The organism is Micromonospora taraxaci (genome assembly GCF_007830095.1).
Lineage (GTDB): Bacteria > Actinomycetota > Actinomycetes > Mycobacteriales > Micromonosporaceae > Micromonospora > Micromonospora taraxaci.
The window spans coordinates 335,064-360,962 of record NZ_VIWZ01000001.1 but is presented as its reverse complement, the minus strand read 5'-3'; the positions used below and the strand labels follow the sequence as shown (position 1 = coordinate 360,962).

Here is a 25,899-nt window from a genome sequence, read left to right as displayed (position 1 = left end):
GATGGCGGGATGGGACGGGCAACTGATCGGCGGGGCGTACTCCGAATCGACCTGGAAGCGGTGACCGCCGGACGTGGGTCCGTCCGTCGTCCGGACACGCTCGCCGTGGAGGAGCCACTGGAGATCCGCGTGGGCGCGGCCGGTCCCGGTCGCCGACGGCCGCTCGCCGTCACCATGCGCACCCCCGGTGACGACCTGGACCTGGCCATCGGGTTCCTGCTGACGGAGGGGCTGATCCGGTCGACTGACGACGTGTCGACCGCCCAACTCTGCGCGGGCGCGGAGACGCCGAACACGTACAACGTGGTGGACGTGGTGCTCGCGCCCGGCGTGCCGGAGCCGACCACCGACCCGTCCCGGAACTTCTACACGACGAGTTCCTGTGGGGTCTGCGGCAAGGCGAGCATCGACGCGGTACGCACCCGGTCGCTGTTTCCGGTCTCGGCGGATCCACTCAGTGTCTCGGCCATGCTCCTCACCGAGCTGCCCGACCGGCTACGCGCCGCCCAGCGTGGCTTCGACCGGACCGGTGGACTCCACGCGGCGGGGCTGTTCACCCCCGACGGTGAGCTGGTGGTGCTCCGGGAGGACGTGGGCCGGCACAACGCCGTGGACAAGGTGATCGGCTGGGCGGTCCGGGAACGACGGCTACCACTGGCCGGGCACCTGCTGCTGGTGTCCGGGCGGGCCAGCTTCGAGCTGACCCAGAAGGCCTGGATGGCGGGGCTGCCGCTGCTGGCCGCGGTGTCCGCCCCGAGCACCCTCGCCGTCGAACTGGCCGACGAGGCGGGGATGACACTTGTCGGTTTCCTGCGTGGTCGGACGATGAACGTCTACGCCGGGCCGCACCGGATCACTGTGGAGCAGCCGGCCTGACGCTCAGCGGTCGAGCAGGTCGAACAGGCCGAGCCGGACGGCGGCGTCGCGGGCGATCAGGAAGCCGGCGATGCCGAGGATCCAGCCCAACGCGCTGCCCGCCTTGTTCACGATCCAGTTGTTGAGCCGGGCGAGCACAGGCTCGACCAGTGCCGGGCGAGCCACCCTGGCACCCAGCAGGAGCATCGCCGGCAACACCATGACCAGGCAGTATCCGGCGAGCAACGCCACCACTGTCGCCGAACCGACCCCGGAGGTGGCCAACAGACCCACTGCCCCGAGGTACGGAAGCATGGTCGCCACCTCGGCGAGCGCGGCGAGCAACGCGAGCCCGACCAGCCATCGGACCGAGGAGTCGCCGGCGGTCGCCCGGTCCCGCCAGCGCAGCACACCACCGGTACGCGGACGCCGTTTGCCGTCGTAGCGGAAGCTGAGCACCAGCATGCCGACGCCCAGGACGAGTTGCGCCCAGAGCACAGCCCGGTTGTCCAGCGCACCGCCCAGCGCGTCCGCGAGCGTGCTGCCACCGAAGACCAGCAGCAGCCCCACCCCCAGGTAGAACACCGCGATCGTGGCGAGGTAGCCCAGGATCCGTCGGGCGTTGACCGGCCCGGGGGCGAGCAGCAGCCAGACCGGGATGAACAGGGTGCCGATGCTGGTGCTGTCGATCAGCGCCAGCCCGGCCAGCGACAGCAGCAATTCGGGAGTCACGAGATCATTCTCCGGGGGCGATAAGCCCGCCGCGTCGGCCGTGGACAGGAGCAACGCGTACATCCTTCGACGGAGGTCGCCGCTGGACGGGGCGCTCCGAAAGCCGCGCCGTCCACCCGCCCGTCAGGCCAGGTCGAGGATGCTCCAGTTGGTCGGTAGGACCTTCGCAGCCACCTCGGGCTGCGCTGTCGCGTAGTGCGCCTCGTGAATGAGTGCCGCGCGGGCGGCATGGCCGAACGAGACGTCGCCGCCCACGACGCGGGCCAGCATGCCGGTGTCTCGTACGTCCTCGGCGTCGAGCGGCAGCAGGCAGATCATCGGGGCCGTCATCATCAGGGCCAGTAGCGCGGCATCGATCTCGTCGCTGACGCTCGCGAAGGCGACCGCCAGACAGGTCGCCGGGACAGCCACCTGCCGACCTTCATCGGCCACCTCCAGCATCAACTCCCCCACCGAGACGTTGCCCTCGATGTAGGCCGCCAACGCCGACGCGTCGAAGACGGCCGCGATCTGACCGTTCATCCGGCGCGTCCCAACATCCGGCGGCCCTCGGCGAGCGCTTCCGCCGGGATGGGTGTGGAGAGCCGCTCGCGCCACCGCGCCCTGCCCGCCTCGGTCGCCTCGATGCCGGCCCGCCGCAGCACCTCGTCGAGGTGTACGCGCGCCATCTGGACCCGGACCGCCGCGGTGATCGCGGCCGAGACGTTGGGCTGCTGGTCGAGCCACTGTGCGACGTCGTCGGGGAGGCTCACGGAGCGCTTCACAGTCATGTCCGGCAGCCTACCAATTCTGGTAGCACCGGCGGTGTTACCGGACCCGTCAACGGCGACCACGGCGGCTCCTCCGGCGCGGGCGGATCACTCCCGGCATGCCGACCGACGGCCAGCCGTCCAGCTCGGACGGGGGCACGCCGCGCCGGAGAAGGTCGTCCAACAACACGGCGAGTGAGTAGTCCGGGTGCAGGCTCAGCGTGCGTTCGAGCGCGACCGCCGCCAGCGCCCCCTGCCCCGCGCGCCAGGCCGCGAAGGCCAGCAGAGCCCCGGGCGCGGCAACCAACTCCGGTTCGGCACGGCGCAGTACGTCGGTCCAGAGGGCGATGTCCCGGTCCCGACCGTCGGTGCGTTCCCAGGCGTGATCGCGGACCGGAAGGTGGGTCATCAGCAGGCTCAACCAGGCCACCTCGTCGTCGTCGAGCCGCTCGTCGCGCCGCTGCCGACGCTGGGCCTCGCGAACCGCCGCCACCCCGGCCGAGCGCAGAGCCCGCCCGCCGAGCAGGTCGCTCTCGGGTGCCTGCTTGATCAGCTCGGCCATTCGCACCTCGGCGCGGGCGGTGGCCGTGCGTATTGCCTCCCGGGCCGACCCGTCGACCGGTGCCACCTGCGCCACGAGCGCGGCCCGATCGGGCAGGGCGACCTGGCCCGCGAAGACCGCCGAGGCGGTCACCGGGTTGGCGCTCGGGTCGTAGCGCCGACCCTCGGGCGGGCAGCAGTCGGGCTCGACGCAGAGGTAGGACCACCACCTCCCCTCGGTCACCCGCAACACGTCGAGCACCTCCGTCCCGCCAGCGACCAGTGCGACACGCACCGCGTCCACCGCCGGGGTGACCCGGTCCGGTGGTCCGTAACCGATCACCGTGGCGGACTCCGCACCCTGCCTGCGGATCACGCCGGCCAGATGCCGCGCCCGCTCGACAGGATCGGTCGACGGGTCGGGCAGGTCGGCGCGTGCGGCGAAGATGATCTGCCGGCCGAGCAACGCCACGGCGACCACGCTCTCGGTGGGATGGAAGCCGAGCAGGTACGGCACCGCGGCGATCAGGTCGGCGGGGGAGCGGACGGTGAGCTGGGGGCGTTCGGTCGAGGTCATGCCGGTAGCGTGCGGCGGTCCGGTCCGGCGTCGCCGCCCCTGTGGACGACACGCGGCTTATCCACAGTTACTCAGCGTATTTTCCCTGCTCGGGCCACATCCATGAGTGCCGCAGGAGAGTCGATGTCCCTCGGGCGGGGCCGCAGTGTCGTGGGGAGCGGTTACCGTGCGCTGATGGACCTCGCGTACCTACGCGCGCACCCGGCACACCTGCCGACCTTCCGGACCCACCAGCGCATCCGGGAGACGCCGGTCGCCGGTGGAAACATCTGTGCCGCCGCCCGGCTCACCCTGGACGACGGTCACTCCGTCTTCGCCAAGTCCTGGCCTGAGAAGGCCGATCGGACGGCACCGGAGGGCTTCTTCGCCGCCGAGGCCGCCGGGTTGCGGTGGCTGCGGGAGGCCGGGGCGGTCGCCGTACCCGAGGTGATCGTGGCTCTGCCGAGCCTGCTGGCGCTCGACTGGGTGGAGCCCGGCGAACCGACGCCGGAGGCCGCGGAACGCTTCGGCCGGGAGCTGGCCGACCTGCACCGGGCGGGGTCGGCCAGCTTCGGTGCGCCCTGGCCAGGCTTCATCGGCTCACTCCCACAGGACAACACCCCCACCGACGGGCCCTGGTCGACGTGGTTCGCCGAGCGACGACTCCTCCCCTATCTGCGACGCTCAGTCGACGGGGGTGCGCTGACCAGCGCCGACGTCGCACTGGTCGAGCGGGTGATCGATCGGGTCGGCGAGTTCGGCGGCGACGAGCCGCCCGCGCGCGTCCACGGCGACCTGTGGCCGGGCAACGTGCTGTGGGGGGCCGACGACCGGGTCTGGCTCGTCGATCCGGCAGCGCACGGCGGGCACCGGGAGACAGATCTCGCCCAACTCGCGCTCTTCGGCGGCATCCCTCACCTGGATCGGGCGCTCGCCGCCTACCAGGAGGCCTGGCCGTTGCCGGACAACTGGCAGGCTCGGCTACCAGTCCACCAACTGCATCTGCTGCTCGTGCACACCGCGCTGTTCGGCGGCAGCTACCGAGATGCGGTGGTCCAGACCGCCCGTGCCGCCCTGGGCCGGGCCGAGCGCGCTACGGTCGACAGGTGAGCGACGCCCCGGGGACCGACGGGGTCCTCGTCGACCGGTACGGCCGCGTCGCCCGGGACCTGCGCGTGTCCCTCACCGACAAGTGCAACCTGCGCTGCACCTACTGCATGCCTGCCGAAGGTCTGCCCTGGCTGGCCGGCCCCGAGTTGCTGACCGACGAGGAGATCGTCCGGCTGGTCCGGGTGGCCGTCGAGCGGCTCGGCGTGACCGAGGTGCGGTTCACCGGCGGTGAGCCGCTGATCCGACAGGGGCTGGTCGGCATCGTGACCGCGGTCGCCGCGTTGCAGCCCCGCCCCCGGGTCTCGTTGACCACCAACGGCATCGGTCTGGACCGGCTGGCCCCGGCGCTGCGGGCGGCCGGCCTGGACCGGGTGAACGTCTCACTGGACACCCTGGACCCGGGCCGGTTCGACCGGCTCACCCGCCGGCCCCGCCTCGACGCGGTGTTGGCCGGGCTCGCCGGGGCGAAGGCCGCCGGGCTCAACCCCGTGAAGATCAACTCCGTGTTGATGCGCGGTGTCAACGAGGACGAGGCACCGGCCCTGCTGCGCTTCGCTCTCGACCACGACTACCAACTGCGGATCATCGAGCAGATGCCGTTGGACGCCCAGCACGGCTGGGACCGCAGCACGATGGTGACGGCCGAGGAGATCCTGACCTCCCTGCGTACCGCCTTCGATCTCAGCGCCGACCCGGCCGAGCGCGGCGCGGCACCGGCGGAGACCTGGTTGGTCGACGGCGGCCCCGCCCGGGTCGGTGTGATCGCCAGCGTCACCCGCCCCTTCTGCGGGGACTGCGACCGCACCCGGCTGACCGCCGACGGCCAGGTCCGCGCCTGCCTCTTCGCGACCGAGGAGTCCGACCTGCGCGCCGCGCTGCGCGGCGGCGCGGACGACGACGAGTTGGCCCGGCGCTGGCGCGCCGCGATGTGGGGCAAGCGTGCCGGGCACGGCATCGACGATCCCACCTTCCTGCAGCCGACCCGGCCGATGTCAGCGATCGGGGGCTGAGACGTGGACCCGACGCACCTGACCGTCCGCTATTTCGCGGGTGCCCGGGCCGCCGCAGGGCGCACCGAGGAGGTCCTGCCCGCCGGCCGATCGCTCGACGACCTCAGCGTCGAGTTGACCCAGCGTCACGGCGACCGGCTCGCCGCAGTGCTGCGGGTGGCGAGTTTTCTGGTGGACGGCGTGACCTGTCATGATCGTCGGGCACCCCTGCCGGCCGGGGCCACGATCGACGTCCTGCCCCCGTTCGCGGGCGGCTGAGGGAGGCGCACGCATGTTGGCGGTTCTGGGGTTCGTGGCCGTCCTGGCTCTGATCACCGGCCTCATCCACCTCTACCTGTGGAAGCGGCTGGTTCGCGACACCACCACCCCGGGCCGTTGGCGACGGATCGGCGGGGTCACCGCCCTGGTGCTGGCGCTGCTCGTGCCGGCAACCATGGCCGGTACGCAGGCCGGGCTCTACTGGCTCGCCTGGCCGGGCTACCTGTGGCTCGCGCTGATGTTCTACCTGCTCGTGGTGCTGATCGTGCTCGAGGTGCCGATGCTGGTCACCCGGCTGGTGCTGCGCCGCCGGGTGATCGCCGCGGAGCCGACCGCCGCGGCACCCGAGCCGGTGCTGGTCGGTGCCGCCGGGCCCACCGAGCCGCCGGCCGCCGGCGCCGTCGCGGCACCGGACCACGACCCGGCCCGCCGGCTCCTGCTGGCCCGTAGCGCGGCCATCTTCGCCGGCCTCACCGCCACCGCCACCGTGGGGTACGGCGTCCGCACCGCCCTCGGCCCACCACGCCTCGACCGGGTGCAGATCCCGCTCGCCAAGCTTCCCCGCAGCATGGACGGCCTGCGGATCGCGACCGTCTCCGACATCCACCTCGGCCCCCTGCGCGGCCGGGCACACACCGAGCGGATCGTGGCCGCGATCAACCGGCTCGACGCGGACCTGGTCGCGGTCGTCGGCGACCTGGTCGACGGCTCGGTCGCCGAACTCGGCTCGGCCGCAGCGCCGCTTCGCGACCTGCGCTCCCGGTACGGCAACTTCTTCGTCACCGGCAACCACGAGTACTACTCCGGCGTGGAGGAGTGGGTCCAGGAGGTCGACCGGCTCGGCCTGCGGGTCCTGCAGAACCGCCGCCAGGAGATTCAGGCCCGGGGCGGCGTGCTCGACGTGGCCGGCGTGAACGACCTGGACGCGACAGGCGGCAGCGGTCTGGCGGCCGGGCCGGACTTCGCCGCCGCCCTCGGTGACCGTGACCCGAGCCGCCCGGTGGTGCTGCTCGCCCACCAGCCGTTGGCCGCGGTGGAGGCGGCCACGTACGGCGTCGACCTGCAACTGTCCGGGCACACCCACGGTGGTCAGATGGTGCCGTTCAACCTGGCCGTCCGGCTGGAGCAGCCGGTGGTCAGCGGCCTCGGCGAGGTCGACGGCACCAAGGTGTACGTGACCAACGGCGCCGGCTTCTGGGGGCCGCCGGTCCGGGTCGGAGCCGAGCCGCAGATCAGTCTGGTCGAGTTGCGCTCGGCATAGCGGATGTCACGTCCGCGCGTGGCGGCAGGCAGCCGGCGCGGCGGGCGTGACAGGATGCGGCGTGCCTCCGTTCAGCGCCGTACCCCCCGGTGGCCTACCGCCATTCGTCGCGGACCTGCACATCCATTCGAAATACTCGCGCGCGTGCAGCCGCGACCTCACCACGCCGAATCTCGCGTGGTGGGCCCGTCGTAAGGGCATCGGTCTGCTCGGCACCGGCGACTTCACCCATCCCGCCTGGTACGACCACCTGCGGGAAACCCTGCGGCCCGCCGAGCCGGGGCTGTACCGGCTCGACGCCGACGCGGAACGGGACGTCGCCCGCCGGCTGCCTCCCCGACTGGCGAGCGCTGCGGAAGCGGACCCGGTCCGGTTCATGCTGAGCGTGGAGATCTCCACCATCTACAAGCGGGACGACCGGACCCGCAAGGTGCACCACCTGATCTACCTGCCCGACCTGGACGCGGTAGCGCGGTTCAACACCGCGCTCGGCCGGATCGGCAACCTCGGTTCGGACGGTCGGCCGATCCTCGGCCTGGACTCCCGTGACCTGCTGGAGATCACCCTGGAGGCCAGCTCGGACGGCTTCCTGGTGCCGGCGCACATCTGGACGCCGTGGTTCTCCGCGCTGGGCTCGAAGTCGGGCTTCGACGCGATCGCGGACTGCTACGCCGACCTGGCCGAGCACATCTTCGCGGTGGAGACCGGTCTCTCGTCCGACCCAGCGATGAACTGGCGGGTCGGCAGTCTGGACGGCTACCAGTTGGTGTCCAACTCGGACGCGCACTCCCCGCCGGCCCTGGGCCGGGAGGCGACGGTGCTGACCGCCGAACGCAATTACTTCGCCGTCCGGGATGCGCTGCGGACCGGTGACGGCCTGGCCGGCACCATCGAATTCTTCCCGGAGGAGGGCAAGTACCACGCGGACGGGCACCGGCTGTGCGGCGTCAACTGGTCGCCGGAGCGCACCCGCGCCGCGGGCGGTCGTTGCCCCGAATGCGGCAAACCCCTCACCGTGGGCGTCCTCAGCCGGATCGAGGAGCTGGCCGACCGCCCGGAGGGGCACCGGCCGGCGGACGCCCGGGACGTCACCCACCTGGTGCCGCTGGCCGAGATCCTCGGTGAGATCAACAAGGTGGGCGCCCGGTCGAAGAAGGTCGAGGGGCGACTCAACGAGTTGGTGGCGACGCTCGGCCCCGAGCTGGAGATCCTGACCACCACGCCGCTCACCGACATCGCCCAGACGGGCGGGGAACTCCTCGCGGAGGGCATCGGACGGTTGCGGCGGGGCGAGGTACGTCGGGTGCCGGGCTACGACGGCGAGTACGGGGTGATCACGCTCTTCGACCCGGCGGAGTTGGGCGCTCACGCGGGCACGGCACAGGAGACGCTGTTCGACGTACCCGTGCCGGCGCAGCGACGTCCCTCGGAGCCGACGGCCCGCGCGACGGCCAAGCGCCCGGCGGCGGCCAAGGCTGAGCCGAAGCGCAAGCCGACCCCGCCGCCCGCGCCACCGATCGCGCCGCCGCCGTCACCGCACGAGCCGTTCGAGCCGATGCTGTCCGGCATGGAGGAGGTCGGCACCGGTCTGCTGGACCGGCTCGACGCGATGCAGCGGGTGGCCGCCTCCGCACCCGGCGGGCCGCTGCTCATCGTCGCCGGCCCGGGCACCGGCAAGACGCGGACGCTCACGCACCGGATCGCGTACCTCTGCGCGGAGCTGAACGTCTTCCCGGAGCACTGTCTGGCGATCACGTTCACCCGTCGCGCCGCCGAGGAGCTGCGGCACCGCCTCGACGGCCTGCTCGGCCCGGTCGCCGAGGACGTCACAGTCGGCACGTTCCACGCGCTGGGGTTGACCATCCTTCGGGAGAACGCCGCAGCCGTGGGCCTGCCGAGCGACTTCCGGATCGCCGACGACGCCGAGCGGGCGGCGGCGCGGGTGGAGGCCGGCGACGACAGTGCCAGCTACACGGCGCTGCTGCGCAAGCAGGACCTGGTCGACCTGGACGAGCTGGTGAGCCTGCCGGTGGAGTTGTTGCGGGCCGATCGTGGGCTGGTGCAGCGCTACCGGGACCGCTGGCGGTGGATCTTCGTCGACGAGTACCAGGACGTCGACGAGACGCAGTACGAGCTGCTGCGGCTGCTCAGCCCGGCGGACGGCAACCTCTGCGCGATCGGTGACCCGGACCAGGCGATCTACTCGTTCCGGGGTGCCGACGTCGGCTACTTCCTGCGCTTCTCCGAGGACTTCACGGACGCCCGGTTGGTCCGACTCAACCGCAACTACCGCTCGTCCGCGCCGATCCTGGCTACCGCCGTGCAGGCCATCGCGCCGTCGTCGCTGGTTCGTGGCCGGCGACTGGACCCTGCCCGGCTCGACCCGGAGGCTCCGCTGGTCGGCCGTTACCCCGCGGCCTCCGTCGCCGAGGAGACCGACTTCGTGGTCCGTACCGTCGACGAACTGGTCGGCGGGCTGTCCCACCGCTCGCTGGATTCGGGCCGGATCGACGGCCGCTCCACGACGTTGTCGTTCTCCGACATCGCAGTGCTGTACCGCACCGACGCGCAGGCCGCACCCGTCGTGGACGCCCTGACCCGGGCCAACATCCCGGTGCAGAAGAGGTCCCACGACCGGCTGCGGGACCGGCCCGGGGTGGCGGCCATCGCCCGCGAGTTGCGGCACGCCGACGGGCTTGCCGGCCCGCTGGCGGCCCGGGTACGACTTGCTGGCCAGGTGGTCGCGGAGCGGTTCGCCGTGCCCACCCTCGACGGCGGCGGCGGCGCGGTCCGTCCCGAGGACGTCCGCTCAGCCGTGGACCTGCTGACCCCACTGGCCCGCCGCTGTGGGGACGACCTGGAGACGTTCCTGTCGCAGTTGGCGACCGGCGCGGAGGTGGACGCGCTCGACCCGCGCGCGGAGGCGGTCACGCTGCTCACCCTGCACGCCGCCAAGGGCCTGGAGTTCCCGGTGGTCTTCCTGATCGGTGTCGAGGACGGGTTGCTGCCGCTGCGGTGGCCCGGCTCGACGCCCGACGAGGAAGCGATCGCCGAGGAGCGCCGGCTCTTCTTCGTCGGCCTCACCCGCGCCCAGGACCGGCTCTACGTCAGCCACTCCGCCCGCCGCACCCGTCATGGGGTGGAGCGTGACTGCGTTCCGTCGCCGTTCCTCGGTGTCATCGATCCTGGCCTGTTCGAGCGGTTCGGTGAGACGGAGCCACGCCGTCCCAAGGACCGTCAGCTCCGCCTGATCTGACTGTGTGGGCGGCTTTCAGCCCAGGAGGACGGCCAGCCAGGCGCCGGCGAGCAGGGCCGGCCCGAGTGGCAGCAGGGTGTCCCGGCGGACCCGTCGCGCGGCGAGCAGACCGACCACCAGCGTGCCGTGGAGCAGGTGCGGCAGGAGTAGCCCGACGAGCAGGACGTCCCGACCCAGCCAGCCGAGCGGCAGACCGAGGGCGGCAGCGAGTTTCACGTCTCCGAAGCCCAGTCGGGAGCCGGGGAGCAGGGCCAGCAGCACGTGCGCCGCACCCGCTACCGTCGCGCCGGTCAACGCGCCGAGCAGTCGGGCCGGCTCGTCGGCCAGCAGCGCCGTGGCGGTCAGGCCGGCGAGGGCCAGCAGCCCGGCGGCGAGGACCAGCGGATCGGGCAGACGCAGACAGGCCAGGTCGACCCGGGCCAGCACCAGCCCCACCGCCGCCACCATGAGGAAGACCGGCAACGCGGGATCGTCGCCCTGGGCGACAACGAGCCCGCCGAACACCGCAGCCGACACCATCGGGCTGAGCCAGACCCAGGCACCACGTCGAGGCCCCGGCCGGACCGGCGGGTCGGTGAAGCGCAGAGCCAGCGGGGGTACGACGACACCGACCAGCCCGCCGAGCAACGCCACCCCGACCAGAGCAGCGGCCGACATGGCCCGGAGGCTACCGGCGCGCGCTCACCGGCGGGGTCCCCGATCGTGATCCCGCGCGCTCGCCCGGCGCGGCCGTTCCGTGCTCACCACCAGTGCGACACCGGCCACGATGACCGCGCCGCCGAGCAGCACCTGCGGGGTGATCGGCTCGGCGACCAGCAGCGCACCGAGCGCCACCGCGACCGCCGGGTTGACGTAGGCGTACGTCGACACCAACGAGATGGGCGCGTTGTGCAGCAGCCAGACGTACGCGGTGAAGGCCACCAGTGAGCCGGCCACCATGAGGTAGCCCAGCGCCAGCCAGGAGCGGGTGCTCACCTGCGCCGGGTGGAAGTCGCTCAGCTCGCCCCGACCGGCGGAGACGGCGGCCAGCACCAGGGCGCCGGCCAGCATCTCGTACACCGTCGCGACGAACGGGTCGGTGGGCATCCGGATGCGTCCGGACAGGAACGACCCGACCGACCAGGAGGTCGCCGCCGCCACCACTGTCAACGCCCCCACCAGCGGCACCGCGTCCGAGTTGCCGGCGGGCAGCACCAGCAGGACCAGGCCGGCGAAGCCCACTGTGACCCCGGCGAACGTCCAGAGCGGCGGCCGGTCGCCGCTGGCGGAGCGCAACAGCACCACCAGCAAAGGCACTGTCGCCACCAGCAGCGCGGCGATGCCGGAGGGCAGCGCCACCCCGGGTAGCCCCGACTCGGCGAGCACCACCAGGCCGTTGCCGCCGGCGAGCAGGAGTACGCCGACCAGCGCGGCCGAGCCGAGTTGCCGGCGGTCGACCCGCAGCGCGCCAGGCCCTCGGCGCAGCCGCAGCACCGCCGCCAGGATCAGACCGGCCACCGCGAACCGCAGGGCGGCCGACAACAGTGGCGGCAGCGTCTCCACCGTGATCCGGATGGCCAGATAGGTGGATCCCCAGAGCAGGTAGACCACGATCAACGCGGTCCAGATCAGTGTCGGTGTGGCGCCTGCGCGGCGGCCGGCGAGGGCTGCGGCGCTCGGTGGAGGTGAGCTCATCAGTGGACCACGCTACGGTGACGTCGGAGTCGGCGTCGCGTGTTGGTGGCCGGCCTCTCACCACACGTGCAGGAGGGCGGCATGACGAACTACGGACCACCGGGCGGCGGCGACCCGGGACCGTGGCGTGGGCAACGACCCGACGAGACGCCCGGACGGCCGATACAGCAGCCTTACCCGCCCGCGAACGAGCAGTACCCGCCGGCGGTTCCGTCGTATCCGCACGCCCCCCAGGGGAGACCCGGACCCTACGACGACCCAGGTCCCGCGTCGTACGGCAGCCCAGGTCCCGCCTCGTACGGCGGCCCAGGTCCCGCGTCCTACGGGGGCGGCTCCGAGGGGCCCTACGGGCGCGATCAGGGGTCACCGCCCTATGGCGGCTCGTACGGGGCGAACCCGGCGTACGGGCAGCCGTACCGGCCGGAGGAGACCCCGTACGGCAGCGATCCTGCTCCGGCGCCAGGCCGGCGCGGTCGGGGGCCGCTGATCGCGGTGCTGGCCGTCGTGCTGCTGGTGGTGGCCGCTGGTGGCGCCTTCTGGCTGCTACGCGGGCAGGACGACCCGGCACCGTTGGCCGCGCCGAGCGATTCGCCCGTTGCCAGCGAACCGAGCGCGGACGCGGACGTGGCCGAGCCCGCCCCGAGCGGCGCCGCTCCGGAGTCGTCGGCCGACCCCAGGTTCGCCAAGGTCGGCCAGTGTGTCCGCAACGACGGTGCCGCGGGCGGCAAACCCAAGTTGCTGATCAGCGGTTGCGTCGCGAAGTCGTACGAGGTGTTGAGCCGGGTCGACGGCGCGACCAGCGGCGAGCGTGACGCCGAGGCCAAGTGCAGCAAGGTCGAGGGGTACACCAACTGGTACTTCTTCGACAGCGAGCTGGACACCCTCGACTTCGTCCTCTGCCTCAAACAACGCTGAGACCACCCACCCCGGGGATATGACATGACGACCTACGGACCACCGGGCTCCGACCAGCCGGACGACCGCCAGCAGCGCCCTCCCGAGGGGTCCGACGGCCCGCCACCGGTCGATCCGACAGTGCCGCAGTGGGGTCCACCGCCGCCCGCCCAGGACCCGACCCGCCAGCAGTGGGGCCCTCCGCCAAGCGGCGCGGAACCGCCCACCGCCCCGATGTGGGCACCTCCACCCACCAATCCGGAGCCCCCGACCGAACCGATGTGGGCACCCCCGCCGACCTCGGGCCCGGGTTACCCGCCGCCTTCGGGCGCAGGCCAGCCTCCTACCTCGGGCCCGGGCTATCCCCCCACCTCGGGCCCGGGCTACCCGCCGCCTGGGCCGTTCCCGCCGGCCGGGCCGGTGCCGGGTCAGCCGTCCGCGCCGTGGGGCCAGCCGCCTCCGGGCGGCTTCGGTATGGCGCCCGGCGCGCCGGTGAAGAACAACGGCCGCAAGATCGCCCTCATCATCGCGCTGGTGGTGCTGCTCCTGCTCTGCCCATGCCTTGGCCTGGCCGGCTGGGCGATCTGGAGGGTCGCGGACGCCAGCAACGACGTCGAGCCCAAGCCGTCGGTGACCATGCCGGTACGTCCGCCCGTCCTGCCCAGCGCGGCACCGACGCCGGCCCTGCCGAGTCCCGACCCGGACGAGGAGTTCGCCCGGGGCGACTGCGTGGTGAACGAGGGCACCGAGGAGGATGCGGAGCTGCGCAAGGTGCCGTGTGGCCCGAACACGTACCAGGTACTGCTGCGGATTCCGGCGACCACCGACGGGGACCGGTGCGAGACGCTCGCGCCGCAGGCGACAGCGAACTACGTGCACGACAACTCGATCGACCTGTTCGACTACGTCCTCTGCCTGAAGGAACGCTAGCCGCCGCTTGGCAAAACTAGGGATGTCTAGCGTGGACGCTAGACATCCCTAGTTTTGTCTCGACGGTCTCGACACGCCGGTAGCCCCATCTATCCATGTCTAGCCCCGCAGCTAGATGGCCCGATACTCTCCAATGCGTGGATCCGGTCCGCAACCCGTACGCGCCGGGCGCCGGTCAGCGTCCGCCCGAACTCGCCGGGCGGGGGCGGGAGCTGGACGTCTTCGACATCGTGCTGGAACGCATCGCACGAGGTCGCCCCGAGCGCAGCCTGATGCTCACCGGGCTGCGGGGCGTCGGCAAGACGGTCCTGCTCAACACCCTCCGGTCCCAGGCGATCAACCACCTCTGGGGCAGCGGCAAGATCGAGGCAAGGCCGGACCAGTCGTTGCGTCGGCCGGTCGCCGCCGCCCTGCACATGGCCGTCCGGGAGCTCGCCCCCCGGCACCGGGCACCGGACCGGATCGACACCTTCCTCGGCGTCCTCAAGGCCTTCGCCCAACGCTCCGCCCCGACCGGCCGGGCCGGCACCGCCCCGAAACTGCGCGACCGGTGGCAGCCCGGCATCGACGTGCCGGCGGCCAGCGGCCGGGCCGACTCCGGCGACATCGAGATCGACCTGGTCGAGTTGCTCAGCGACGCCGCCGCGGTGGCCAGTGACGTGGGCACCGGCATCGCCATCTTCATCGACGAGATGCAGGACCTCGGCCCGGAGGACGTGTCGGCGCTCTGCGCCGCCTGCCACGAACTGTCCCAGCTCGGCGCACCCCTGATCGTGGTCGGCGCTGGTCTACCGCACCTGCCGGCGGTGCTCAGCGCCGCCAAGTCGTACTCCGAGCGGCTGTTCCGCTACCAACGCATCGACCGGCTCGACCGGATCGCCGCCGACCAGGCGCTCTGCGCGCCGGCCGAGCGCGAGGAGGTCGAGTACGAACAGAAAGCGCTCGACCTGCTCTACGAGAAGTCCGGCGGCTATCCCTACTTCGTCCAGGCGTACGGCAAGGCGACCTGGGATCACGCGCCGCGCTCGCCGATCACCGCCGCCGACGTGCGAGTCGCCGCACCGGAGGCGGAAGCGGAGCTGGCGGTCGGGTTCTTCGGCTCCCGATTCGAGCGGGCCACGCCCGCCGAGCGCGAGTACATGCGGGCGATGGCCACGATGTCCGCGGTCGAGGGCGACTCCTCAGCGGTGGTCCGCGACGACATGGACGCCGCGGTGCCCACCGCCGAGATCGCCCGGGCACTCGGCCGCAAGCCCGCCAGCCTGTCCCCGGCCCGCGACGCGCTGATCAAGAAGGGGCTGATCTACTCCGGTGAGCGGGGGACCGTCGCCTTCACTGTGCCGCACTTCGGCAGGTACCTGCGCACCCAACCGGCCTGACCGTCACCGACCGCGCCGACGCGGTCAGACCTTGGACCAGGGCGCCGGAAAGAGCACCTCACCGCGAGGCGGGGGGCCCTCCTCGCTGGTGGATGGGGGGAGCACCAACGCCTGCCAGGGCTCACCGAGACCAGCCCACGGCCCGGTCAGGCCCAGCTCCGTGGCCGGGCCGAAGCCGAACCGGCGGTAGAAAGCCGGGTCGCCGAGGACCACGACCAGCCGCTCACCCAACTCGGTGGAGGCGTCCAACGCGGCCTGCACGACCGAGGTGCCGTGGCCGACGCGTTGCCGGTGCGGCGCCACCGCAACCGGACCGAGTGCCAGGGCGGGAACGTCCGAGCCCCGCTCCGGCCGCACACGCACCCGGGTGAGCAACGCGTAACCGACGACCTCACCGCCGTACTCCGCGACCATGGCCAGCTCCGGCAGCCAGGCGGCGGTGCCGCGCAACTCGTCGACGAGGCTCACCTCCGGCGGCGTCGTCACGTCCGGACGGGCGAAGGCAGCTCCCAGAACGCGGCGTACCGAGCCGGCGTCGGCCGGGTCCTCGGGGCGTAGCCGCAGCGTGGTCACCCGCGCGACGTTACCCGCCGCAGCCAGTCCATCCGTGACTGTCGCTCGAATCGGCGTGGCGCACGTGCACGAGCACCGATCCGATCCGGCCGTTGCCGGGGTAGCAACCGCCCAGACGGGGTATGACTGATCCATGACGCCCGTACGCTCTCTCGCCCGAGCCATGCTGAGCGGCATCTTCGTGGTCCAGGGGTACCGCAACTTTCGCGACCCGGGTCGCCTCGCGGTGGCCGCCCAGCCGGTGACCGAGAAGGTCGCGCCACTTCTGAAGAAGGCTCACCCGAGCTTCCCCACCGAGACCGAGACGTTGATCCGAGTCAACGCTGCGGTGCAGGTCAGCGCCGGGCTGATGCTCGCCACCGGCCGCCTCAGTCGACCTGCTGCTCTGGTCCTCGCCGGTACGTTGGTGCCGGTGACCGTCGCCGGCCATCCCTTCTGGAAGAACGACGACCCGACCGCCAGGAACAACAACCAGATCCACGCCATGAAGAACCTGGGCATCCTCGGTGGTCTTCTGCTGGCCGCCGCCGACACCGGCGGCAAGCCCGGTCTGCGGTGGCGGACGGGTCACCGCATCGGCCACTCTCGACGTTCCGTGCAACGCGCCGTCCGTACGGCCCGACGCGAGGCTCGGATCGCCGTCCGGTCCGCGTCCACCGCGCGCCGACTTCCCGGCTGAACTGCGTCGATCCGTCTCCGAGCCGTCCCCACCCCCGCTAAGGCCGCGAATTACCTGAACCACCCGGTAGGCGTTAACGCGGTGGAAATGTCAAAAACATGTGTGGGATCGGACACGGTCGCATAACGCGGGAGGCACTGACGTGAGGCGCCGTTCTAGGCTCCGTGCAGGACCTGGACGGATAGGACAACATTGGTACGGGGGTGGCCACGCCATGCCGACGGCTGTCGGTAGACGGGCGGACCGCCTCGCCCCAATCCAACGCGTGACGCGTGGGATCGATCGCAGGAACGTCGTACGGGGCGCCATCGTGGCCGCCGTCGCCTACGCCGCATGGCTCGCCATCGGCACCTTCGGGCGGCCGTACAACTTCTTCGATATGAAGATCTATCACGGTGCCGTGGTGTGGTGGGCGAGCGGACATGAGCTCTATGAGTTCATCGCGCCCGGAACCACCCTGGGCTTCACCTACCCGCCGTTCGCCGGTCTGGTCATGTTGCCGATGGCGCAGTTGCCGATCGGCATGGCGGGCATGGTCAACGCCGCTGCCAGCATCGCCGCGTTGGCGTTGGTCCTGGCCGGGCTGCTTCGCCCCATCGTGGACCGGTTGGCGTGGCCACTGTGGTTCACAGTGGCCCTGGCGGTGCCGCTCGCGGTCGCCATCGAACCAGCTCGGGAAACCCTCGGCTACGGCCAGGTCAACATCCTGCTGTTCGCTCTGATCATGGCGGATCTGATCGGCCTCCGCTGGCGCTCCCGCCGAGGCACCCACTACGCCGCCACCGACGGCCCGCTGCTGCGCTTCGTCTACGGCGGAGCCTGGGCCGGCGCCGGCATCGGCTTGGCCACCGCGGTCAAGCTCACCCCGGCACTGTTCATCGCGTACCTGCTCATCACCCGTCAGTGGCGGGTAGCGGCCACCGCCATCGGCACCACGATCGGCGTGACGGTGGCGAGCTTCGCGATCGTCGGCGACGAGTCGCGGACGTACTTCGGCAGCGTGCTCTGGCAGACCGAACGGGTCGGCGCCGCGGACATGACGCCCAACCAGTCACTCGCCGGCCTGCTCGCCCGGCTGTACGACTCGATCGAGACCCCCGGGCTGCTCTGGTTCGCCTTCTCGGTGCTGATCCTGGCGCTGGGCCTGTCCCGCGCGGCCAGTTCCCGCGCCGACGGCGACGAGCTGACCGCGTTCACGCTCGTCGGTCTGACCGCGAACGTGATCAGCCCGATCTCCTGGACGCACCACCTGGTCTGGGTGATCCCGGCGATCATCGTGCTGGCCGATGCCGCCGTGCGCCGCCGGGAGGCGAGCCGCACGATGCCTCAGCGCACCGGTCAGGGGCCCGTGTTCGGCGGACTGCCAGGGGTCAACGGGCTCCGCCCGCCGATCTGGTATCCCACCCTCACCGGCCTCCGCCACGGCGCCGCCGCGATCGGGCTCTACCTGCTGTTCCTGATCTCCCCGATCTGGCCGTACGAGCACCAACTGCCGGAGATGTCGCACTACCAGGACGGTCTCTTCGGGGCCCTGATGGAGAACTCACTCGCGGTCGCGTTGATCGTGCTGGTCGCCGCGCTGCCCTGGCGGCCCGGTGCCGAGCCAGCGTTCTACGGTGACCGGCTCGCCAGGGCGGCGGTGCTCAGCAGCCGTCGGTGAGCCCGGTCAGGGGCAGTTGACCCACTCCTCGGTGCCGTCGGTGAAGACCTGCCGTTTCCAGATCGGCAGGCGCGCCTTGACCTCGTCGACCAGCCGGGCGCAGGCGGCGAAGGCCGCGGCCCGGTGTGCGGTGCTCACCGCGGCGACCAGCGCCACGTCACCGATCGCCAGTGGGCCGACCCGGTGCGAGACGGCCACCGCGTAGACGTCGGGTTCCGCGGCGATCTCGGCGGCCACCTCGCGCAGCACCTGAGCGGCGCTCGGGTGCCCTTCGTACTCCAGGCTGGTGACCTGACGCCCGTGGTCGTGGTCGCGGACCACGCCTTGAAAGGACACCACAGCGCCGGCCCGCCGGTCGGCGACCGCCGCCTCGTGCGTGGCGAGGTCGAGCGGCTGGTCGGTGACCTCGCCGAAGGTGATCGCTGGCGCGGTCATGACGCACGCTCCCCGGGCAGCAACGGCAGCGGCACGATCGGCACACGGTCACCCGGCTCGCCTCTGGTGCCGGGCCGGATGACGGCGAAGCCATCCGCGCCGGCCAGGCCACGCAGCATCGCCGACCCGACGTGTCGCACCGGAGTCGCGGTGCCCGCGGCCCGGTCCAGTCGGACCAGCGCCAGGTGGGTGTGGTCACCACGGCCGGGCACCGCCTCGGCCAGCGTCGCCTGCGGCAGCACGGGCATCGATCGCCCTTGGAGGCCGGCGAGCAGCGGGGCGACCAGCGACACCAGCGCGACGATGGCGGACTGTGGGTTGCCCGGCAGCCCGGCCACGAACCTGATCCGCCCGTCGGGGTCGGCCAGCCGGGCCAGCAGCATCGGGAAGCCCGGCCGGACCGCGACAGTGTTGACCACGTAGTCGGCGCCGAGCGCCTCCAGGGTCGGATGCAGGTGGTCCACCGGGCCGTTCATCGTGCCGCCGGTGGTGCACACCAGGTCGGCACTGGCCAGTGCCGACCGCAGGGCCGCCACGTGCGCGGGCAGTGTGTCGGCGACCGGGCCCACCACGTCCGACTGTCGGACCTGACAGCCGTAGCGCCGTAGCCACGCGGGCACCGCCGGACCCAGCGCGTCCCGGACACGACCGGCCGCTGGCGGCCCGGCGGTCAACAGCTCGTCACCGAAGACCAGCAGGGCGGCGCGCGGTGCCCGCCGGACCCGCAGCGTGTCGTGCCCACAGGAGGCCGCCAGGCCGATCACCGCCGGGTCGACCGGCGTGCCGGCCGGCAACAACTCCTCATCGGCGTACGCCTCCTCACCGGGCTGCCGCCACTCGGGCGTCTCCCGGGGAGTGCCGCGCACCAGGCCGTCGGCGGTCGTCGACTCCTCGACGCGCAGAACCGCTGTGGCACCCTCGGGCACCATGGCTCCGGTCGCGATCTCGACTGTGGTGTCGGCCTCGGTGAGCGGGGCCGGGGTGCTGCCCGCCAGCACTCGACCTACGACCCGCCACGGGCCGGCGCCGCGCACCGCCCAGCCGTCGACGCTGGAAGTCGGAAAGGCCGGAAGGTCGGTGCGGGTGGTCAACGGTTCGGCCAGGGTGAACCCGTCGATGTCGGCCAGTGGTCGGGCGACGGCGGGCAGTGCGGCGGCGAGACCGACCGCGTAGACCCGCGACCGCGCTTCCTCCCAGCCAGCCGGCGGGGGCGCGGCGACCCGATCCGCGGTGGGTGCGGTTTCCGTGCTCACCGACCGAGCCTATCGGCACGGACCGACACCCGCCCGGGCCTGGCACGGACCGATTGCTGGGCACCGCCACCAACCCGGGTGCTCTTCGGCACGAACTCAGGGAGTGCCCTGCTCGAACTCAGTGGTCTCCGCCGCGTAACTGGTCGACGGTGTGCCCGAGGATCGGCCCGAGCACGGCCAGGCCGTCCCGGGCCCCGCCGGTCGAGCCGGGCAGGTTGATCACCAGCATCCGGCCGGCCACCCCGGCCAGACCCCGGGACAGCACCGACGTAGGCACCCGGTCGCGGCTGTGCGCGCGGATCGCCTCGGCGATGCCGGGGATCTCGTAATCCAGCAGATCCCGGGTCACGTCCGGCGTCCGATCCGACGGGGTCACCCCGGTGCCACCGCTGGTCACCACCACGTCGACCCCGTCGGATCGGGCGGCCCGCAGGGCGACGCCGACCGGCTCCCCGTCGGGCACCACCACCGGCTCGTCGACCTGGCACCCCAGCTCGCGCAGGCCCGCGACGAGCAGAGGACCGCTGGTGTCGGCGTAGACGCCGGCCGCGGCTCGGTTCGATGCCACGATCACCCGGGCCCGGATCACGGCCGGTCCTCGGGCCGAACCCACTCGCCGGTCTTGCCGCCTTCCTTACGCAGCACCCGCACCGCCTCCACCGAGGCTGCCGGGTCGACCGCCTTGACCATGTCGACCAGAGCAAGACCGGCGACGGCGACCGCCGTCAGTGCCTCCATCTCCACCCCGGTGCGATCCGCGGTGCGGGCGGTGGCCGTGATCTCCACGGTGTCGGCGGTCAACCGCAGGTCGACAGTGACGCCGTGCAACGCGATCGGGTGACACAGCGGGATCAGATCGGGCGTGCGCTTCGCCCCCATGATGCCGGCCAGCCGACCGACCGCCAGCGCGTCACCCTTGGGCAACCCGTCGCGATGCAGCAGGTCGATGACCTCGGGCGTGGTCCGCAGACGGCCGGCCGCGACGGCAAGCCGGCCCGTCACCGCCTTGGCGGAGACGTCGACCATGCGGGCCGCGCCGGCGCGGTCGACGTGGCTGAGCTGCGCGGGTTCGGTCACGGTCGTGAGCCTATCGGTGCGGTACGACGGCGCTGAAGAAGGAGCGGCGTCGCATCGACCACCACACCGGGTGCTGACGGCGCGCCGGTCCGACGCCGCTCCTCCCTCACCGACCCGCCGCCGAGGCCGCTGGGGTGACCTGTCGGCGGGTGCGTGTCGACGGACCGGCTCTGCCCACGGGCAGAGCCTCCCCCGTTCGCCGATACGTCCGGTAAGTTACCGGGCCGGTCGATAAGAAATCGATAAGCGCTGTTCGGCCGGGTCAGCGCTTCGCGGCGTCGCTCGCGCGGGTGTGGTCGTCGGCTTCGACGCCCACCAACCCGGCGAGGCGTCGCTCGGCATCGAAGCGCTCCGGCACGCCCATCCGTCGGAAGATCGCCAGGGCCCGCTCCCAGTACCTCCGGGCCTCCGCGGGGTCGACCCCGGCAGAGTGTTCGGCGAGACCGGCCAGGGCGCGGCCCTGCTCGTACGGGTGCGCGATCCTGGTCGCCAACCGCAACGCCTCCTCGTGCATCTCAGCCGCCTCGACGCCCCGTCCCTGCGCCAGCAGGGTTCGTCCCAGTTCGTTCAGCGCAGCCGCCTCGACGTGTCGCTCCCCTGAACCGATTGACAACTTCCGGGCTGTCTCGTGTTCCTGCTGGGCCTCCACCAGACGACCAAGACCGCGGTAGGCGATGCCGAGGTCGTTGCGCGCCTCGGCCTCGGCGTACCGGTGGCCGGTGCGCTCCCGCAGGGTCAGCGAGGCCAGCAGAATCCGGATCGCCTGCGGGAGGTCGCCCATCCGGACACGCACCGCGCCGATGTGGCTGAGCGCGTTGAGGGTGTGAAACTCGTCGGAATTCGTCCGGGCCCACCACAGGTGCAGGCGATGTATCCGCAACGCCTCCTCGTAACGCCCGAGGACCGTGAGCGCCAAGCTGAGATTCGGCAGCAGGATGGAACCGCCGGCATTTCGGTACGACTTGTGATCACGCAGACACTCCAAGCCGAGCTTCACCGACTCGGACAGGTGACCGCTCCACCCGCGTGCGACACCGACGCGACGATCGAGCGGCGCAGGTCCTGGAGGTTGTTCCCGGGACCCACCCCCAGCTCCGTGACGAGCCTCGTTCGGATCTCGTCGTACGTGGCCAACGCCTCCGCGTTGTCGCCCCGCTCGAACAGAGCCCGCATGAGGAGCAGGTAGGCCGACTCACGGAGAGGGTGGCGAGCCACCACGTCACGCAGCAGCGGAATCGCCAGGTCGCCTCGGGCCGAGCGCAGCTGGACGTCGGCGAGAAGCTCCACGGTCAGTAGCCGCTCCTCTTCCGCAGCGACGGTTCGGGAGGTGAGGAAGGGGCCGAGCGGGATGCCTGCGAGCATTGGACCCCGCCACCGAGCCACGGCGCGCTCAAGCAGTTGCCGCGCGTCGTCCAGGTCGCCAGCCGACACGGCTTCCCGGCCCGCGTTGCGTTCCACCTCGAAGCGAAAGACGTCGACCCGGTCCGGGTCCACAACAAGTCGATAGCCGTTGCGTTGGCGCTCGATGACACCGCGTCCGGCCGGGGAAGCCTCGAAAGTCCGGCGCAGATTGGCCGCATAGGTCCGCACATTAGCTATGGCCGATCGCGGTGGGCGATCGGCCCATAACTCATCGACGAGATCGTCCACTGTCACGAGTCGCCCGGGCTGAACGGTGAGCATTGCGAAGATTGCCTGCTGCTTGGGTGTACCAAGGCGCAGCGTGCGGGTAGACAGTTGCACCGAAAGGCCGCCCAGAACCCGAATCTCCACCCGCACCCGCCAGCCCTGCCAGGTATTCAGCCGACCACGCAACGCAGTCTACGACCCCGAGGGGTGGCGCACCGCTTACGGGGCGATACGAAGCACCCTAGGCGTCCCGAGGAGCGATGCAAGGAGCTGCTCGAATGCCAATCCGGGACGGCATCATGTGAGCGGCAAGTTGCGTCGCTGCCTGCCGAAACGCGATTATCCATCCGCCGTCGCCAACGACCCGGGCAGGCTGACACCATTACCTGCCCCAGCCAGGCAGCCTCGGACGCGCCAACTCTGCCCATGCCGCCCTTACGCCTGACCAAACTCCGGATGAGGCAACTGTTGAAGAGCCTCCAGACTCAAGGAATAGAGCGACCACAACCTCGCCAGATACCGTCCGCAGTTGCAAGGTGCCAGTTGAATCCAACGTCGGCGCGCTCAACCGCACTCCGTTCAGTAACGATGGACAGAACGTGATAAAGGGGCTGCAACTTGGCTAATCCTGCGCATACCGACATTTATTTGTTCTAGCCTGCCCTTCCTTCTCTTAAGCTGCCTTTCAGAGGAAGACCTCCCCATCGCGGACAGGTACTCCAATGGACAGCGGTAGAAGGGGGCAGCGCGATGCGTGGCACCGACTGGAACTGACAAGCTCGACACAGGACTTCTGAGGACCCGAGCAGTAGGCTGCGGGAACGCGCAGGCACCATTCGGGAGCGGCATGACCCTTCCTCAGCGACGAGAGACTGAGACCGATCGGCGGCTGTTGCTGCTCGTCGGTCTCGTCGTCGCTGTTGCCGCGGTCATCGTCGCCGCCTCGCTTCCGGCCGCATTGGGTTCGGCGAAGCCGACGACGGTGAACGACGCTGCGGTTCTCGTCATGCTCACGCTCATGATCGCTCTGGGCACGCTGGTCAAGGCCCGCGTACGGATCCGGTCGACGACCCAGTCGATCAGTTGGAACGAAACAGCGATCATCGTTGGTGCAGCCATCGCTCCGACCTCCGTCGTCGTGCTCTGCACCGCTGTCGGGATCGCCATCGCCTCGCTCCGCCTGACACCGATGAAGCTCGCCTTCGGCGTCGGGAAGAACGTCATCGTGGCCTGGGGCGCCGGCACCACGCTCGCGATGACGAGCTGGACCTGGCCAGCAACCGGGGCAGCCCCCCTGACGCTGCTGGGGCCGTTGGCCCTCGCCTACCTGGTCGCCGCGTTACTGGACGATTTGCTCGCCATTCCAGTCATCGCGCTCGCCTCCGAGACCCGGATCGCGAAGCACTTCCGCAGCAATCTCGACCTCCGTCTCGCCGGCTTCGCCGTGCGGTTCGTGGTCACAGCCTGCACGCTACTGATCATCCGGCTCGATCCCCGACTGTTGCTCGCGATTCCACCCCTGGTCCTGAGCCTGCACCTGGCCTACGCCGCACGCATTCGGGGCCGCACCGAACAGCAGGCGTGGCAGCGGCTCGCCCGCACCACCGACGCGCTCAACGTGGTCGACCTGGACACCGTCCTCACCACCGCCGTCACCCAGGCCGCCGAGTTGTTCTCCGCCGACGAGGTCGAGATCGAGCTGCGCGACGGCGGTCGCACCGTACGCGGCGGCACCGGCGGCATCACCTTCGACGGCCCGACCGGCACCCCCACCACCGTCGACGGCACGATCGTCCCCACCCCGCTGGAGGGACACGACCGGACCGTCGACATCGGCGTCCTCCGACTGCGCTTCCACGGCCCGGTGCAACTCTCCGAGCGGGAGCAGTACACCCTGCGCACCTTCGCCTCCGCGCTCTGCACGGCAGTGCGCAACGCCCAGGCGTACGCCGAACTCGCCCGGGTGGCCGACGAACACGCGTACGCGGCGGCACACGATGCGTTGACCGACCTGGCCAACCGTCGGCAACTCCTCGACGAGGGCACCGAGCACCTGAGCGCCCGGCACGCCGACGGGGTGACCGCGCTGGTGCTGATCGACCTCAACCACTTCAAGGAGGTCAACGACACACTCGGGCACGCCGCAGGCGACCAGGTGCTGGTGCAGGTGGCCGGCCGGTTGCGGGGCGCAGCCCAGCCGAGTGACCTGGTGGCCCGCCTCGGCGGCGACGAGTTCGCCGTACTCCTGCGAGGGCTTCCGGCCCCGGCGGTGGCCGCGCACCGGGCCGAGACGTTGCTCGCCGCCCTGCATGAGCCCTTCGAGCTGGACGGCATGCGGATCAGCGTGGAGGCCAGCGGCGGGATCTCCGTCGCCCCGTCCAGCGGTGGCATGGCAGAGCTGCTGCGCCGCGCCGACGTGGCCATGTACCAGGCCAAACGGGCCGGGCAGAGGACCGCCACGTACGCCGCCACGCGGGACACCGCCGACCTGGGCCGCCTCACCCTCGGTGGCGACCTGCCACGTGCGGTCGCCGACCACGAGTTCGTCGTCAACTTCCAACCGATCGTCGACCTGGGCACCGGCGAGGTGACCAGCGCCGAGGCGCTGGCCCGCTGGCACCACCCCACCCACGGCATGATCGACCCGCTGCGCTTCCTGGAGGCCGTAGAGCGTTCCGGCCTGCTGCCGGCCTTCGCCGAGGCGATCCTGGACCAGGCGCTGATCGCCGCGGCCAGTTGGCGGGACGCCGGCTTCGACGTACCGGTAGCGGTGAACGTGTCGCCGCGCAGCCTCCTCGACGCGCGGTTCCCGGGCTCGGTGCTGGCCCGCCTGCGCGCCCACGACCTACCGCCGGACCGGCTGGTGCTGGAGTTGACCGAGACACTGACGCTCAGCCAACTCGACGTGGTCGACCGGGTACTCGGCCGGCTACGCGACGAGGGTGTCCGGCTGGCGTTGGACGACTTCGGCACTGGTTACTCGTCCCTCTCCCTGCTCTCCCGAATCCCGGTGCACGAGCTGAAGATCGACCGGAGTTTCGTGACGACGATGGACAGCTCGGCGGAGGCCGCCGCCGTCATCCGCTCCACCCTCGACTTGGGCCGCAGCCTCGACCTGGACGTGGTGGCCGAGGGGGTGGAGAGCGAGCCGCAGCGGCGGGCCCTGTGGGAGTTGGGTTGCGTCGCCGGCCAGGGGCACCTCTTCGCCCGGCCGATGCCGGCCGGCACTCTGCTCGCGGCGATGCAGCGGGGCTCGGGCGGCCGGCCCGGCACCCTGGCCGCACCCCTGCACGACGCCGGCGCGGTGATCAGGTTGAGCCAGAACCGTCGCCAGACCGGCCGTTCCCGCACCGACCGCCTCCCGCACCTGCCCGCCTGACCAGGCCTCG

General features: G+C 71.5%; 24 protein-coding genes and 1 pseudogene. 12 read left to right on the top strand and 13 right to left on the bottom strand.

Annotated features, from left to right (window positions below; translation table 11 throughout):
• Positions 1 to 9: 9 nt before the first annotated feature.
• The gene (gene fdhD / locus FHU34_RS01755) at positions 10 to 876 is read left to right on the top strand and encodes a formate dehydrogenase accessory sulfurtransferase FdhD (RefSeq protein ID WP_145778381.1); all 867 of its coding nucleotides are present in this window, start codon (positions 10 to 12) and stop codon (positions 874 to 876) included.
• A gap of 3 nt (positions 877 to 879) precedes the next feature.
• Here the strand turns inward: fdhD and FHU34_RS01750 are convergent, their stop codons facing one another.
• The 4 genes from FHU34_RS01750 to FHU34_RS01735 form a co-directional block, all read right to left on the bottom strand.
• Positions 880 to 1,587 (bottom strand): GAP family protein, encoded by a 708-nt coding sequence (locus tag FHU34_RS01750; protein WP_145778380.1) that lies wholly within the window; start codon positions 1,585 to 1,587, stop codon positions 880 to 882.
• Positions 1,588 to 1,710: 123 nt separating this feature from the next.
• Positions 1,711 to 2,109: a hypothetical protein gene (locus FHU34_RS01745; RefSeq protein WP_145778379.1), complete on the bottom strand. Its 399-nt coding sequence runs from the start codon at positions 2,107 to 2,109 to the stop codon at positions 1,711 to 1,713.
• Entirely contained in the window at positions 2,106 to 2,357 is a 252-nt protein-coding gene (locus FHU34_RS01740) for a hypothetical protein (protein ID WP_145778378.1), read from the bottom strand. Before FHU34_RS01740 ends, FHU34_RS01745 begins: the two co-directional genes overlap by 4 nt.
• Before the next feature lie 49 nt (positions 2,358 to 2,406).
• Positions 2,407 to 3,453: a DUF4192 domain-containing protein gene (locus FHU34_RS01735; RefSeq protein ID WP_145778377.1), complete on the bottom strand. Its 1,047-nt coding sequence runs from the start codon at positions 3,451 to 3,453 to the stop codon at positions 2,407 to 2,409.
• Positions 3,454 to 3,627: 174 nt separating this feature from the next.
• Between FHU34_RS01735 and FHU34_RS01730 the strand changes: the two genes are divergently transcribed.
• The 5 genes from FHU34_RS01730 to FHU34_RS01710 all read left to right on the top strand — a co-directional run bounded on the left by FHU34_RS01730 (position 3,628) and on the right by FHU34_RS01710 (position 10,327).
• Positions 3,628 to 4,542, top strand: coding sequence for a fructosamine kinase family protein (locus FHU34_RS01730; RefSeq protein WP_145778376.1), 915 nt, complete (start codon positions 3,628 to 3,630; stop codon positions 4,540 to 4,542).
• Entirely contained in the window at positions 4,539 to 5,552 is a 1,014-nt protein-coding gene (gene moaA, locus FHU34_RS01725; RefSeq protein WP_145778375.1) for a GTP 3',8-cyclase MoaA, read from the top strand. The genes FHU34_RS01730 and moaA overlap by 4 nt, the downstream gene beginning before the upstream one ends.
• Before the next feature lie 3 nt (positions 5,553 to 5,555).
• Positions 5,556 to 5,810: a MoaD/ThiS family protein gene (locus FHU34_RS01720; protein ID WP_145778374.1), complete on the top strand. Its 255-nt coding sequence runs from the start codon at positions 5,556 to 5,558 to the stop codon at positions 5,808 to 5,810.
• A gap of 13 nt (positions 5,811 to 5,823) precedes the next feature.
• Positions 5,824 to 7,071, top strand: coding sequence for a metallophosphoesterase (locus tag FHU34_RS01715; protein WP_145778373.1), 1,248 nt, complete (start codon positions 5,824 to 5,826; stop codon positions 7,069 to 7,071).
• 61 nt (positions 7,072 to 7,132) lie between these two features.
• Entirely contained in the window at positions 7,133 to 10,327 is a 3,195-nt protein-coding gene (locus FHU34_RS01710; RefSeq protein WP_145778372.1) for a UvrD-helicase domain-containing protein, read from the top strand.
• Positions 10,328 to 10,342: 15 nt separating this feature from the next.
• Here FHU34_RS01710 and FHU34_RS01705 read toward each other — a convergent pair whose 3' ends face one another.
• Together FHU34_RS01705 and FHU34_RS01700 are read right to left on the bottom strand one after the other, a co-directional pair.
• The gene (locus FHU34_RS01705) at positions 10,343 to 10,984 is read right to left on the bottom strand and encodes a prepilin peptidase (RefSeq protein WP_145778371.1); all 642 of its coding nucleotides are present in this window, start codon (positions 10,982 to 10,984) and stop codon (positions 10,343 to 10,345) included.
• Between the two features lie 24 nt (positions 10,985 to 11,008).
• Positions 11,009 to 12,001 (bottom strand): EamA family transporter, encoded by a 993-nt coding sequence (locus FHU34_RS01700; protein WP_145778370.1) that lies wholly within the window; start codon positions 11,999 to 12,001, stop codon positions 11,009 to 11,011.
• A gap of 423 nt (positions 12,002 to 12,424) precedes the next feature.
• Here FHU34_RS01700 and FHU34_RS33515 point away from each other — a divergent pair.
• The 3 genes and pseudogenes from FHU34_RS33515 to FHU34_RS01685 form a co-directional block, all read left to right on the top strand.
• Positions 12,425 to 12,916 (top strand): annotated as a pseudogene (locus tag FHU34_RS33515) (LppU/SCO3897 family protein); the annotation flags it as partial.
• A gap of 453 nt (positions 12,917 to 13,369) precedes the next feature.
• Entirely contained in the window at positions 13,370 to 13,825 is a 456-nt protein-coding gene (locus FHU34_RS34120) for an LppU/SCO3897 family protein (protein WP_145785392.1), read from the top strand.
• Between the two features lie 137 nt (positions 13,826 to 13,962).
• Positions 13,963 to 15,204 (top strand): ATP-binding protein, encoded by a 1,242-nt coding sequence (locus FHU34_RS01685; protein WP_145778368.1) that lies wholly within the window; start codon positions 13,963 to 13,965, stop codon positions 15,202 to 15,204.
• 24 nt (positions 15,205 to 15,228) lie between these two features.
• Here FHU34_RS01685 and FHU34_RS01680 read toward each other — a convergent pair whose 3' ends face one another.
• On the bottom strand, positions 15,229 to 15,777 hold the full coding sequence (locus FHU34_RS01680) for a GNAT family N-acetyltransferase (RefSeq protein WP_145778367.1): 549 nt from the start codon (positions 15,775 to 15,777) through the stop codon (positions 15,229 to 15,231).
• Positions 15,778 to 15,910: 133 nt separating this feature from the next.
• Here FHU34_RS01680 and FHU34_RS01675 point away from each other — a divergent pair, with 133 nt between their 5' ends.
• Entirely contained in the window at positions 15,911 to 16,456 is a 546-nt protein-coding gene (locus FHU34_RS01675) for a DoxX family protein (RefSeq protein ID WP_145778366.1), read from the top strand.
• Positions 16,457 to 16,670: 214 nt separating this feature from the next.
• Positions 16,671 to 18,116: a glycosyltransferase 87 family protein gene (locus FHU34_RS01670; protein ID WP_145778365.1), complete on the top strand. Its 1,446-nt coding sequence runs from the start codon at positions 16,671 to 16,673 to the stop codon at positions 18,114 to 18,116.
• Between the two features lie 6 nt (positions 18,117 to 18,122).
• Here FHU34_RS01670 and FHU34_RS01665 read toward each other — a convergent pair whose 3' ends face one another.
• The 6 genes from FHU34_RS01665 to FHU34_RS01640 form a co-directional block, all read right to left on the bottom strand.
• The gene (locus FHU34_RS01665; protein WP_130405760.1) at positions 18,123 to 18,551 is read right to left on the bottom strand and encodes a molybdenum cofactor biosynthesis protein MoaE; all 429 of its coding nucleotides are present in this window, start codon (positions 18,549 to 18,551) and stop codon (positions 18,123 to 18,125) included.
• A complete protein-coding gene (locus FHU34_RS01660) occupies positions 18,548 to 19,804 on the bottom strand; it encodes a molybdopterin molybdotransferase MoeA (RefSeq protein ID WP_145778364.1) in 1,257 nt (418 codons plus the stop codon). The genes FHU34_RS01665 and FHU34_RS01660 overlap by 4 nt, the downstream gene beginning before the upstream one ends.
• Before the next feature lie 118 nt (positions 19,805 to 19,922).
• Positions 19,923 to 20,393, bottom strand: a complete 471-nt coding sequence (locus tag FHU34_RS01655) for a MogA/MoaB family molybdenum cofactor biosynthesis protein (RefSeq protein WP_145778363.1) — start codon at positions 20,391 to 20,393, stop codon at positions 19,923 to 19,925.
• Positions 20,390 to 20,881 carry a cyclic pyranopterin monophosphate synthase MoaC gene (gene moaC / locus FHU34_RS01650; protein ID WP_088987073.1) on the bottom strand — a complete coding sequence of 164 codons (492 nt, stop codon included), beginning with the start codon at positions 20,879 to 20,881 and terminating at the stop codon, positions 20,390 to 20,392. Before moaC ends, FHU34_RS01655 begins: the two co-directional genes overlap by 4 nt.
• A gap of 262 nt (positions 20,882 to 21,143) precedes the next feature.
• Positions 21,144 to 21,797, bottom strand: coding sequence for a tetratricopeptide repeat protein (locus FHU34_RS01645; RefSeq protein ID WP_145778362.1), 654 nt, complete (start codon positions 21,795 to 21,797; stop codon positions 21,144 to 21,146).
• Positions 21,798 to 21,874: 77 nt separating this feature from the next.
• Positions 21,875 to 22,660 (bottom strand): AfsR/SARP family transcriptional regulator, encoded by a 786-nt coding sequence (locus tag FHU34_RS01640; protein WP_145778361.1) that lies wholly within the window; start codon positions 22,658 to 22,660, stop codon positions 21,875 to 21,877.
• A gap of 697 nt (positions 22,661 to 23,357) precedes the next feature.
• Between FHU34_RS01640 and FHU34_RS01635 the strand changes: the two genes are divergently transcribed.
• Positions 23,358 to 25,889: a putative bifunctional diguanylate cyclase/phosphodiesterase gene (locus FHU34_RS01635; RefSeq protein ID WP_145778360.1), complete on the top strand. Its 2,532-nt coding sequence runs from the start codon at positions 23,358 to 23,360 to the stop codon at positions 25,887 to 25,889.
• The last annotated feature ends 10 nt before the right edge of the window (positions 25,890 to 25,899 follow it).

What these genes read in the sequence shown, in the direction of transcription:
- fdhD (WP_145778381.1), top strand. Translation starts at nt 10, where the DNA reads ATGGGACGGGCAACTGATCGGCGGGGCGTACTCCGAATCGACCTGGAA.
- FHU34_RS01745 (WP_145778379.1), bottom strand. Translation starts at nt 2,109, where the DNA reads ATGAACGGTCAGATCGCGGCCGTCTTCGACGCGTCGGCGTTGGCGGCC.
- FHU34_RS01740 (WP_145778378.1), bottom strand. Translation starts at nt 2,357, where the DNA reads ATGACTGTGAAGCGCTCCGTGAGCCTCCCCGACGACGTCGCACAGTGG.
- FHU34_RS01735 (WP_145778377.1), bottom strand. Translation starts at nt 3,453, where the DNA reads ATGACCTCGACCGAACGCCCCCAGCTCACCGTCCGCTCCCCCGCCGAC.
- FHU34_RS01730 (WP_145778376.1), top strand. Translation starts at nt 3,628, where the DNA reads ATGGACCTCGCGTACCTACGCGCGCACCCGGCACACCTGCCGACCTTC.
- FHU34_RS01715 (WP_145778373.1), top strand. Translation starts at nt 5,824, where the DNA reads ATGTTGGCGGTTCTGGGGTTCGTGGCCGTCCTGGCTCTGATCACCGGC.
- FHU34_RS01705 (WP_145778371.1), bottom strand. Translation starts at nt 10,984, where the DNA reads ATGTCGGCCGCTGCTCTGGTCGGGGTGGCGTTGCTCGGCGGGCTGGTC.
- FHU34_RS01700 (WP_145778370.1), bottom strand. Translation starts at nt 12,001, where the DNA reads ATGAGCTCACCTCCACCGAGCGCCGCAGCCCTCGCCGGCCGCCGCGCA.
- FHU34_RS34120 (WP_145785392.1), top strand. Translation starts at nt 13,370, where the DNA reads ATGGCGCCCGGCGCGCCGGTGAAGAACAACGGCCGCAAGATCGCCCTC.
- FHU34_RS01675 (WP_145778366.1), top strand. Translation starts at nt 15,911, where the DNA reads ATGACGCCCGTACGCTCTCTCGCCCGAGCCATGCTGAGCGGCATCTTC.
- FHU34_RS01670 (WP_145778365.1), top strand. Translation starts at nt 16,671, where the DNA reads ATGCCGACGGCTGTCGGTAGACGGGCGGACCGCCTCGCCCCAATCCAA.
- FHU34_RS01665 (WP_130405760.1), bottom strand. Translation starts at nt 18,551, where the DNA reads ATGACCGCGCCAGCGATCACCTTCGGCGAGGTCACCGACCAGCCGCTC.
- FHU34_RS01635 (WP_145778360.1), top strand. Translation starts at nt 23,358, where the DNA reads ATGACCCTTCCTCAGCGACGAGAGACTGAGACCGATCGGCGGCTGTTG.